1 pseudogene is annotated in these 255 nt (G+C 62.4%); it reads left to right on the forward strand.

Features of this window, described 5'->3' with window-relative positions:
- Positions 1–255 (forward strand): annotated as a pseudogene (locus tag GCN78_RS29150) (myo-inosose-2 dehydratase); the annotation flags it as partial.

Consider the following 255-nt stretch of genomic DNA (forward strand, 5'->3'; position numbering starts at 1 on the left):
TGGGCAACAAGTTTCCGAAAGACGCCCCGTCCCTGAACGCCGTGCTGGGCAAGTATGGCCTGGCCTGCGTCTCCGGCTGGTATTCGGGCCGGCTGGCGCACCGCTCCGTCGAGGAAGAGATTGCAGCAGTCCAATCGCATTTACATTTACTTGCCGACAGCGGCGCCACCGTCATGGTGTACGGCGAAGTGGCCGATGCCATCCAGGGCGAAGCCCGTCCTTTATATAAGCGCCCGCGTTTCCAGTCGCAGCGGC

Source organism: Janthinobacterium rivuli, assembly GCF_009208735.1.
In the GTDB taxonomy this organism is placed as follows: Bacteria; Pseudomonadota; Gammaproteobacteria; order Burkholderiales; family Burkholderiaceae_D; genus Janthinobacterium.